Here is a 9,937-nt window from a genome sequence, read left to right on the forward strand (position 1 = left end):
GCAAGAGGTTTCTTGGGGGGATCCCCTGCCATTGTCCAAGGCAGATCTTGGGATCAACTGTCAGCAAGTGTCTCCTGGCTGTCCACCACTCGTCGCAGCACGCCGTTGACGAAAGCGGCAGCCTCCGGATCCCCATACTTTTTGGCCAACTCTACAGCTTCGTTGATGGCGACCTTAACGGGGCTGCTGGCCAGTATTTCCATCTCCACCACCGCCAGGCGCAGGATATCGCGCTCGATCCGCCCCACCCGCTGCAGTTGCCAGCCCACCAAGACCCCCTGCAGGCGCGCATCGATAGCTTCCTTGTGGGTGTGCAGGGCAGTCAACAGTTGCAGGGCATAGGCGCGCACCTCCGGCGCTTGGACAATGTGCAACAGCTCCGGCATGGAGAGGGCAGCCCCCAGGCGGTTGACGGCCTTTTGGGACAACTGAACCACTTCCTCCAGGATGTGGCGGACGCTCTGCAGCCGCTGCTCCAGGTGCTCTAGGGCTTGACCCGCGTTGCCGAGGGCCACCTGGGCTTGGTAGACCAGCTCCGGCAACTCCTTTGGCACAGCGACCTCCTGCAAAGCCCTTTCCAGACGCTGCAGCTGCCGCTGGGCCTGCTGAAGACGGAGAGCCAGGGAACGGGATCCGCTCTCCTCCTTCGCCTCAGAAACGGCCAACAACAGGGGATCGCTCTCCTGCAACAGGCGGTCGCTGCGCTGGATCTCCGCTGCTGCGGTTGCAAGAGTTTCATGGGTTTCTTCCTGCAAGGTGCGGATAGCTGCCAACAGCAAGTCTTCCAATTGTTTTTCGCTGAGTTTGGCCGCCGTGGTCGGCAGTTGGCTGACCCCCAGCAAGGCCAGTTCGCGGGCAACACGCCGAGGTTGCATGGCAAAACACCCATGGCCTGTAACGACTGCCCCCGTGGGCTTAGCTATGTTAGCAGGCTGTGGAAGAAACAAGAACCTTAGTTGATCTGGGGCTAATTGAGCCCAAAACTGTGCCTGAGCACGCGAAAGGCCAAAGCTGGGCTCTGCTCTTTGCCATAGGAAGATTGGGTAGAGACCGAGAGGGTCAGCCGCCGTTTGCTGCGGGTGATGCCCACATACAGCAGCCGCAACCGCTCGGCAGCCAAGTCCAAAAAGGCCTGTTCGGTAGGAGAGTTGGCCTGCAGATCCCAGTAGCTTCTGGGGCTGAGCTGCCGCAACTGGGCTAGGGCTTCTGCCTTCATATCGACGTCTTCCAAAAACCTCAGCCCCACCGGTCGCTCCTCGTAGTGGGTAGGAAACTCGTAGGCCGACACCTGGGGGATGAAAACCTGATCCCACTCCAAACCCTTGGCCCGGTGCAGAGTGGCAACCGTGATCGTGCCCGGCTCGGGGTTGAAGGCCAAGATCTCGGAGGGCAGGTTGTGGAGGCGGCGATCCAGAATTACCTGAAACTCCTGGGCAACTTCTTGCCAATCGGTCTCGGGCAGGGATCCCAGCACCTGCTCCAGCTGGTTGAGGACATAGCAGCCCACAAACAGCTCTTCCGGCTTGCGGTAGAGGCTTTGGACAATGACATTCAGCACCTCCGGCCAGGGAGACCGCCCGGCCCGCAGCCAACTGGCCAGGGTGCGCAGCAAGCGGCCCAAGCTCTGCCAAGAGGGGCTCTCAGGCAGCACGGGGGCTGGATCAAACTGGGGAAAGAGCAGCCGCTCCGGCAGCGAGGCGCGGATCCAGCCCAGCATTGGCTCCAGCTCAGTTCGCGGGATCCCAGCCCAATCGGCCAGGCGATCCACTGCCGCAGCCAGGCGAGCAGAGGAAGTGGGCTCGGCCAACCAGTCAATTACCCCCTTGAGCTGCAGCAGCACCCGTCGCTGGCTGGGGCTGCCCCGCAACAGGTCGACAACCCGCTCCCCTCCCATTTCCCGCAGGTAGTCGAGGGCCTTGCCCCCTAGCTCGTTGGTGGTCACCAGAATAGCCACTGTCTGGTCAGGGAAGGTTTGGGCGGCTGCCAGAGCCCACTGGGCCACCTCCTGCAGCTCCCGCTCGGGAGTGCCGCTGACGCAGCGAAACTCCACCTGTCCTTCGCTGGCTGGGGGATTTGGGCTGCTGGCACTGGCTGGGCGAATGGGCTGGGGGGCCAGGGCAGTGCGCAGGGCTGGGATTGGGTGTTCCCGAGTAACCCAGTCCACCAGACGGTTGGCTAGCTCCAGGATCTGGGGAGCGCTGCGGCTGGACTCCTGCAGGGAGATGATCTGGGGGCTGGCCTGACAAAAGGCGCGAAACAGCCGTGGCTCAGCCGTGGTGAAGGTGCCCATGATGCTCTGGTTGGGATCCCCTACCCGCACCAGGTTGCCCGTGCGCTGGCTGAGCAGCCGCAGCAGCTCTTCCTGCAGGGGGGAGCTGTCCTGGGCCTCGTCCTCGAACAGGTAGTCGTACCAGCTTTGCACCTGCTGCCGCAGCTCCGCGTCGCGCTCCAGCAGATCCATGGCCTGCCAGCCCAGGTCGTCATAGTCCAGCTGGCCGCGGCGGCGCAGCTCCGCTTGGTAGGCATCGTACACAGGAGCCGCCCAGCCTAGGTAGCCCTCGCGAGGGAGCGCCTCCGGGCCTAGGCGGAGATTCTTGGCCGTGCTAATTACCGCCTGCACCATCTCCTGGAAGCTGCGCCGGAACCGCCGCCGGTTTTGGGCTACCTTTTGGGGGAAATTCTCATCCGTAGGGATCAAGGGCTCCCAGAGGTGGGTGTGGGAGTTGAGCCAGGCGCGGCAAAGGCGGGTGAGGAGGCGCTCCTGCTCATACCCCTCCAAGATGGACAGCTCTTCCCAAGGGCCTGGGGCCTCCCGCAACACCCGCAGTGCCAGCGAATGCAAGGTAAAGGCTTGGGTAAAGCGATCTGGGTAGCCCGCCTCCTGCAGGCGTTGGTTGATACGGCGCAGCAAGTTAACCCGAGCCGAACGCATGTAGGTAAACACCCCGATGCGCTCCGGTGGGACGCCGCGCTTGAGGATGAGATCGACAATTAGCAGCTCCAGGATAAACGTCTTGCCGCTTCCCGGAACAGCGGAAATCCCCAGCTGCCCCGATTGATAGGTCAAGACCTGTTGCTGCTCCGGGCGCAGGATGAGCTGGGGGAAAGGAGAAGCTGCCACGCCCTGCCTCCCTGTCTAGTTGAGGATAAAGGTCTCGATGGCCACCGCCACCCCATCTTCAGTAACAGGAGGGGCAACCCAATCGGCATAGGGCAGCAAGGCCGGCGAGGCATTCCCCATGGCTACCCCGATCCCTGCATACCGCAGCATCTCGATGTCGTTGTCGCCATCGCCAATGGCCATGACCTGCTCTGCCGACACCCCCAACACCTCTTCTGCCAAAAAGCGCACTGCATTGCCCTTGTTGACTGCCGGGTGGGTGGCTTCCAAGAAAATGGGCTCTGACCGCGTGAGGTAGAGCTGCTCGGGAGAATACCGCTGCCGCAGGGATCTCTGGAGTTCCTGCAAAAACTCCGTATCTTCCGAAACCACCAGGATCTTGGTGGGTCTTTGCCCATATTGGGCAGGGGAAAAGATCTGAAATGGCACCTGCGAGCGCTCGGCATAGGCGCGGCTCAAGGGGTTGAGCTCCCGCAAGTAGAGCTGGTCGTCGATGTAGAGGTGCACCCCCACCGGCAGATCCTGCAGCAGCTGCAACAACTCTTCAGTCAGCGACCAGTCCAAGCACCAGTGCTTTAACGTCTTTTGGCTATCGGGATCGCGAATGAGTGCCCCCTGGTAGCTGCAGAGCGGCATATCGGCTCCAATCTCATAGTGAAATCGCTCGGCGGAACAATGCATCCGACCGGTGGCAATGGCCACCCGCACGCCTGCGGCTTTGGCCCTTTGAATGGCTTGCCGCACTGGCTCCGAAACCTGGTTGGAAGGCCCCGCCAGCGTGCCATCGATGTCCAACACCAATAGCCGAATCTTCCTCTGGGCCAAGGGCTGAAGAGATCGCTCTTGAACTGGCACTTCCACTTGCATTGCTCCTCCTCTTGACCGCCTGCCGGCCCCTATTTGCCCATGGGTTAGGGGTCTAGTGCCCATCTCTAGGGGGCTCGCTACAGATTGTAATGGTCTGTAATGCTCCAAGCTGCTGGTTAAGCGGAGCGCGTCCTTGGCCTCTAGCGCCTGAGGAGAAAGCCTACAATTGAGTAAGGACTAGCCCTGTGATGGATAAACTGTGAACATGCTGAAACACATTGGTCGCACCTGCCGCTCTCTGTTGGCTCTTGCCCTGGCTTTGATCCTGGCTTTGGCCCCTGTGAGCGCTGTCTGGGCGCGCAGCGGTGGCCGCATTGGCGGCGGCTCTTTCCGCTCCCCGACCTTCTCAGCTCCCCGCTCTGTCGGCCCTCGCTCGGCTCCCGTGTACCCCAGCTATGGCGGGGGGCTTGGCTTTCCGCTGGTGGTGCCCTTGTTTTGGGGAGGCGGTGGCAGCCTGCTGGCGTTGCTGCTCTTGATTGGGGCCGGTAGCTTTCTAGTGCGCAGCTTGCGCTCGGCTGTTGCCGAAGAAGAGGAAGTTAGCGACCCGCAGGTAACCGTTGCCCAAGTGAAGGTGGGCCTACTGGCCAGCGCCCGCCAACTGCAAAAGGAGATCAATGCGCTGGCTCTGGAAGCGGATACCCAGTCGCCAGAGGGGCTGAGCCAATTGTTGCAAGAGGTTAGCCTTGGCTTGATGCGCTACAGCGACTACTGGGCCTATGGCTATGCCGAGGCGGAGAAGCTGCCCCTCTCCCGCGCCGAATCCCTGTTCTATCAAGCCTCTTTGCAAGAGCGGAGCAAGTTTAGCGCCGAAACCCTCACCAACCGCAACAACCAGATCCAGCAGCTTCCTCAAGCAGCTCTGCGGCGGGCGGCTGCCGGGATCCCCGAGGTTGGCGAGTACCTGGTCGTCACTCTACTGGTTGCGTATCGCGGCAACTTAGGTACACTACCTGTAGTTAAGTCCGTGGCAGAGCTGCGGCAGTGGCTGATGCAGTTGGCCTCCATCCCTGCCGAGCGGATTGTGGCCATCGAGGTGCTGTGGACGCCGCAGCTAGAAGGAGACACCCTGTCGGCAGAGGCGCTGTTGACCGAGTACCCAGAAATGCGGCTCCTCTAAGGTCGCTGGGCTAGGGAGACGGCGGTTGGCGGCTGGGGTGTTTCAAGCCACGGGCTCCTTGCCGTCCAAGGTAGGGAGGGCCTGTTTCCGTGTCTGGGTTTGATGCTTCAGCAGCCAGGAGCCGTTGTTCTCCGTGGGCCTTGTCCAGCTACACAACTCAAGCAGACTCTCTGCTGGATGAGCTCTTGGAGGAGTTGGAGCAAAGCCTAGAGGAAGAGGGGGCGGAGGAGTATCCCTATTGGGGTACGCGCCCCCCTTTGCTTCCCCGCCGTTCTTCAGCGAGAGGTGGACTGCTGCTGGGCTTGGCTTCGGCAGCCGCGCTGGTGGCAGGTCTGGCCTTCTGGATGACTCTGCGCCCGCAGCTGGTAGTTTCTGTACCGACGAGGGATCCCAGCCACGAGAGGCCTGAGCCTGTCTACTCTGCTTCCCTGCCAGCCCAAGAGCTCTCCTTGGCTTCGAAGGATGAAAACCCTCCCAAGTTGCCTGAACAGGTTCCGTCTCAAGAGCCAAGAGGGAAGAAGCCAGAGGCGCCCTCGGCAAGGTTGACAGCGGCCACCAGTCCCCCGGTTGCCCTGGCAGCCGGCCCTCCCCCTTCCGCTCGCGTGTCTAATCCGCCGGCACGGATTCCGCCTCCAGCACCGCCGCAGATGAAATTGGTGGGGTTGATCCACGATCCAGGCGCTCCCAAGGCCTTGATCTTGGTGGACAAAGTGATGCGGCAGGTGCCGGTTGGCCAGACGGTGAAAGGCGAGTGGCGGGTCACCTCCATCAGCCCCCACGGGGTGGCCGTGAGCAATGGCGTCCGCAGCGTTACCCTGCAGTTGGGGTTACCTCAGTCAATTTAGGAGGGAAGCGCACAGATGGCAGTGTGCAGGCTGGGGAAAGGAAGCCGTCGCAGGGCGGGGATTGCCTGCGTGTTGGGATATGTCTGTCTCAGTCTGCTGGCCTGCCGCAGCATGCCTCCTGCACCGGAAGCCTCAAAGGGGATCCCGGCGGCCTACGCCGATCGCCCCCAGCTGCAGGGCAAGGCAGTGGTGGAACTGGAAATCGAGACCGCTGAAGGCCTAGGGCGGGTGCTTCTGGAGATCCGCGGCGATGCGGCGCCCCTTACGGCTGGCCAATTTGTCGACTTGGTGCAGCGGGGCTTCTACAACGGCTTGACTTTCCATCGGGTAGAGAAAGATCCCCAACCGTTTGTGGTGCAGGGAGGAGATCCCCAAGGGGATGGCACCGGTGGCGCCACCGAGCCAGGCAGCAACCGCCTGCGCACTATCCCTTTGGAAATCCAGGTGCGCGGAGAACCCTACCCCCGCTACAACACTTTGATTGAGGATCCCGTAGCCCTGAGCAAGTTGGTTTTGCCCCATCGTTTGGGGGCGGTGGGCATGGCCCGCTCCAGCCCTCTGGATTCGGCCTCTTCCCAGTTCTATATCGCCCTCTCTGCTCTGCCAATTTTGGATGGGCGCTATGCCGTGTTTGGCTATGTCACCAGTGGCATGGAGTGGGTGGAGCGCATCCAGGTGGGAGATGTCATCCGCTCGGCGCGGGTACTCGAAGGGGCAGAGCTGCTGCGGGTGCCGGGAAGTCCAAAGCCAGCTGCAAACTAGGGATCCCGACCGTTCCCTTGCCAAGAGGCCGCCGTTTCCAGTTGCCAACACCCGATTGGGAAGTGTAGGCCAAGGCGCGGCTTGTCCTGCAAAAGTTATCGGCTCCCCTCCGCCGGATTTAGCGCACCAGATCGAGCAGACGGGCGAAGTAGAAGCGGGTTTGAATGGCTTGTCGTTGCTGGACTTTCCAGCCCCACCCGACAAGGTGGCTGACCAAGGTGGCCTCGCGGTGGAGGTAGGCACGGGTGGTTTTGGTGGATCCAGGGAAGAACTCCCCTACTTTCTTGAGCAGCGTCAGCCAGGGGCTTTTGGGAGCAAAGCTGAAGATCAGGCGGGACTTGGCCAGGCTGGTCAAGTGCTTAAGCATGCGCAGGGCGTCGGCTTCGGGGTAGTGGATCATCACGTCCAGGCAGATGACAACATCGTACTGCCCCGTTAGCTCCTCCAGATCCAAGACCTGAAACTGGGGGTTGTCCAGGGATCCCAGCTCAATCTGCTGCCGGCGACGTGCTTCGTTGACCATTTGTTCGGAAATGTCGCTGGCAAACACCTGCGCCCCACGAGCAGCCAGAGGCAGGCTAAGGCTGCCCACCCCACACCCGGCATCGCAAATGCGCAAACCGGAGGGATCCCCTAGCCACTGCAACACCGTTTCAATCGTGCGGGCATGGCCCAGTCGGATGTCCTTTTGGACGAAGTTAACTTCCTCTTCGCCGTAGATGCGGCGCCAGCGCTCGAAGCCAACGGTGTTGAAATAATTGCGGACAATGGTTTTTTCTTGCATAGAACTCACCGCTGCCCTGCCTTTGCAGGGAAACCCCCTCTGCCGGGGGCCTTTCTGCCCAATTTTACCCCGAAGCCGCTGCCGCCACTTTTGGAGGCGCTGCTAAGCCAGCGTTCCTATCAGGCTGGCGAACCCAGGGGAGAAGACCGAGATGCAGGCAAGGCTGAGCGAGTTGCAGCCGCTCTCTGTAGGGCATCTTGCAAGATCCGGTCTACCAGCTCCGTAAACGTCCAGCCCAGAGCCGCCGCTGCCTCAGGACAGAGGGAGGTAGGAGTCATGCCAGGCAAGGTATTCACCTCCAGCACCCAGGGGTTCTCGTCGGCGTCCACCCGCAGATCCACCCGCGCCAAACCCTCGCACCCCAGCACCCGATAGGCCTCGAGGCCCACGGCCTCACAGCGGGCTAATCCTGACGAGCTGAGGGAACAGGGGATCAAGTGCCGCGAGCCGCCGGGGGCGTACTTGGCTTCGTAATCGTAGAAATCCCCCCGCGCCGGGATGATCTCAATGGCCGGCAGAACTTGGCCGGAGAGAATAGCAAGGGTAATCTCCTTGCCAGGAATGTAGCGCTCCAGGAAAACCCGCGCCGAGATCGAGCGGGCCAACTCCAGCCCCTGGGCAAACGACTGCTCATCCTGCACAATGCTGATCCCCAGCGTCGAGCCACTGTTGCTGGGCTTTACCACCAGCGGCGATCCCAAGCGCGCCGCACACTCAGCCCAGGAGAGCGGCTGTGCCTCATCCCAGACCAACCAGTCAGGGGTAGGGACCCCTTCGGCACGAAAGATCTGCTTGGAGACCAGCTTGTCCATAGCTAGGGCGCTGGCCAGCGGCCCGGATCCCTGGTAGGGCAGGCCCAGCCAGTCCAGCATCCCCTGCACCACACCATCCTCGCCACCCGGACCATGCAGGGCAATCCAGACGAAGTCGCAGCCAGATTGCCGTTCCTGCCAGAGACGCAGGGGCAAATCTTCCTCCGGGTCGATGAGCTTGACCCGATGCCCCAAGTCCTCCAGAGCCCGCTTGCAGGCTCTCCCTGTCACTAGGGAGATCTGCCGTTCTGCCGAACGGCCTCCCGCTAGTACAACAATGTTCATGACTCCTCCCCACCTCCAAAGCTTTCCCCAGCATTGCCCCCTCCCCTGGCTAGAGGGTGGGACGGCGGCGGCGTAAAAACTCGGGGATGTCCAACCCCCCAGAAGTCGGGGGCTCAGGCTCAGGGGGCTGCCGAGGGGGTGGCTCTGAGGAGGGCTTGCGCGTTCCCACTGAGTTGGCTGTGGAGGTCTTCGCCGCGGGAGGGCTAGCAGCCGATCGCGAGCGGTCAAAACCTGTGGCGATAACGGTGATGCGCACCTCGCCTTGCATGCGCTCGTCTTGCACCGTGCCAAAGATAATGTTGGCCTCTGGATCTACAGCCTCGGCGATGATCTCCGCTGCTACCGTTACCTCGTGCAACGACAGATCCAGTCCGCCCGTGATGTTGAAGAGTACGCCCTTGGCCCCCTCGATGGAGGTTTCCAAAAGGGGAGAGGACACAGCAGTAATGGCGGCTTCGCGGGCACGGGACTTACCGGATCCCATCCCAATGCCCATCAGGGCAGTCCCAGCATCGGCCATGACGCTGCGCACATCGGCAAAATCCACGTTGATCATGCCGGGGATGAGAATGATGTCCGAGATACCTTGCACTCCCTGGCGTAGGACATCATCGGCAACGCGAAAGGCTTCGTGCACAGGGGTTTGCTCAGAGATTACCGAGAGCAACTTGTCGTTGGGGATCACAATCAAGGTATCCACTGCCTCCTGCAGGGCTTGGATCCCTTCTTCAGCTTGCTTGGCGCGCCGCTTGCCCTCAAAAGAAAAAGGCCGCGTCACCACTCCCACGGTCAGGGCGCCGCTAGCCTTGGCAATCTGGGCCACCACCGGCGCTCCCCCTGTTCCTGTGCCCCCTCCCATGCCAGCAGCAATGAAGACCAGATCTGCCCCTTTGAGAATGGCGGCAATTTCCTCGCTGGACTCCTCGGCCGCTTTTTGACCAATGGCCGGATTGCCGCCTGCCCCTAGTCCACGAGTTAGCTTTTGCCCGATTTGCAGACGGTTTACTGTTGGCGCTGAGGATTGGGCAAGCGCCTGGGCATCGGTGTTGATGCTCCAAAACTCGACGCCCTTGAGATTACTAGCTGCCATCCGGTTGACTGCGTTGCCACCTCCTCCCCCCACCCCCACGACCTTGATTTTTGCGGCATTGCTCAGCATGCTTTCCTCTGGATAACCTGCCGCCTTAGTCTGAGCCCCGTTCCCTTCAAAGTTGGCTGCCAGCCCTTCGCCTAGGGAGGGTCGGCTGGAGCAAGAAGAAGCTGAGTGGGCCTGCTCCAGACCCTGATCAGGACTAGGGGAGGAGGTATAAGACCAACTGGATGGCATATCAGCCCTCAGGATAT

9 protein-coding genes are annotated in these 9,937 nt (G+C 61.4%); 3 read left to right on the forward strand and 6 right to left on the reverse strand.

The window, feature by feature from the left end:
* Positions 1-53: 53 nt before the first annotated feature.
* The 3 genes from nusB to NW807_RS11440 all read right to left on the reverse strand — a co-directional run bounded on the left by nusB (position 54) and on the right by NW807_RS11440 (position 3,988).
* The gene (gene nusB, locus NW807_RS11430) at positions 54-875 is read right to left on the reverse strand and encodes a transcription antitermination factor NusB (RefSeq protein ID WP_414426167.1); all 822 of its coding nucleotides are present in this window, start codon (positions 873-875) and stop codon (positions 54-56) included.
* Positions 876-967: 92 nt separating this feature from the next.
* Positions 968-3,121, reverse strand: coding sequence for an ATP-dependent helicase (locus NW807_RS11435; protein ID WP_414426168.1), 2,154 nt, complete (start codon positions 3,119-3,121; stop codon positions 968-970).
* A gap of 15 nt (positions 3,122-3,136) precedes the next feature.
* Positions 3,137-3,988, reverse strand: coding sequence for a Cof-type HAD-IIB family hydrolase (locus tag NW807_RS11440; protein WP_414393356.1), 852 nt, complete (start codon positions 3,986-3,988; stop codon positions 3,137-3,139).
* A gap of 205 nt (positions 3,989-4,193) precedes the next feature.
* On the opposite strand from NW807_RS11440, the gene NW807_RS11445 reads away from it, so the two are divergent.
* The 3 genes from NW807_RS11445 (at position 4,194) to NW807_RS11455 (ending at position 6,712) form a co-directional block, all read left to right on the forward strand.
* A complete protein-coding gene (locus tag NW807_RS11445) occupies positions 4,194-5,105 on the forward strand; it encodes a DUF1517 domain-containing protein (RefSeq protein WP_414426180.1) in 912 nt (303 codons plus the stop codon).
* Between the two features lie 185 nt (positions 5,106-5,290).
* Positions 5,291-5,950: a hypothetical protein gene (locus NW807_RS11450; RefSeq protein WP_414426169.1), complete on the forward strand. Its 660-nt coding sequence runs from the start codon at positions 5,291-5,293 to the stop codon at positions 5,948-5,950.
* A gap of 15 nt (positions 5,951-5,965) precedes the next feature.
* Complete coding sequence (locus NW807_RS11455; protein WP_414426170.1) at positions 5,966-6,712, forward strand: peptidylprolyl isomerase; 747 nt, start codon at positions 5,966-5,968, stop codon at positions 6,710-6,712.
* A gap of 118 nt (positions 6,713-6,830) precedes the next feature.
* Here the strand turns inward: NW807_RS11455 and bchM are convergent, their stop codons facing one another.
* The 3 genes from bchM to ftsZ form a co-directional block, all read right to left on the reverse strand.
* Complete coding sequence (gene bchM / locus NW807_RS11460) at positions 6,831-7,496, reverse strand: magnesium protoporphyrin IX methyltransferase (protein WP_414393348.1); 666 nt, start codon at positions 7,494-7,496, stop codon at positions 6,831-6,833.
* A gap of 119 nt (positions 7,497-7,615) precedes the next feature.
* Positions 7,616-8,593 carry a D-alanine--D-alanine ligase gene (locus NW807_RS11465; RefSeq protein WP_414393347.1) on the reverse strand — a complete coding sequence of 326 codons (978 nt, stop codon included), beginning with the start codon at positions 8,591-8,593 and terminating at the stop codon, positions 7,616-7,618.
* A 49-nt stretch (positions 8,594-8,642) separates the two neighbouring features.
* Entirely contained in the window at positions 8,643-9,752 is a 1,110-nt protein-coding gene (gene ftsZ / locus NW807_RS11470; RefSeq protein WP_414393345.1) for a cell division protein FtsZ, read from the reverse strand.
* Positions 9,753-9,937: the final 185 nt, after the last annotated feature.

It is taken from the genome of Synechococcus sp. R70.1 (assembly GCF_047461675.1).
Taxonomy (GTDB): Bacteria; Cyanobacteriota; Cyanobacteriia; order Thermostichales; family Thermostichaceae; genus Thermostichus.

Excerpts from the sequence above, each read along its gene's own strand:
- bchM (WP_414393348.1), bottom strand. The coding sequence starts at position 7,496 with ATGCAAGAAAAAACCATTGTCCGCAATTATTTCAACACCGTTGGCTTC.
- NW807_RS11455 (WP_414426170.1), top strand. The coding sequence starts at position 5,966 with ATGGCAGTGTGCAGGCTGGGGAAAGGAAGCCGTCGCAGGGCGGGGATT.
- ftsZ (WP_414393345.1), bottom strand. The coding sequence starts at position 9,752 with ATGCTGAGCAATGCCGCAAAAATCAAGGTCGTGGGGGTGGGGGGAGGA.
- NW807_RS11445 (WP_414426180.1), top strand. The coding sequence starts at position 4,194 with ATGCTGAAACACATTGGTCGCACCTGCCGCTCTCTGTTGGCTCTTGCC.
- NW807_RS11465 (WP_414393347.1), bottom strand. The coding sequence starts at position 8,593 with ATGAACATTGTTGTACTAGCGGGAGGCCGTTCGGCAGAACGGCAGATC.
- NW807_RS11440 (WP_414393356.1), bottom strand. The coding sequence starts at position 3,988 with ATGCAAGTGGAAGTGCCAGTTCAAGAGCGATCTCTTCAGCCCTTGGCC.
- nusB (WP_414426167.1), bottom strand. The coding sequence starts at position 875 with ATGCAACCTCGGCGTGTTGCCCGCGAACTGGCCTTGCTGGGGGTCAGC.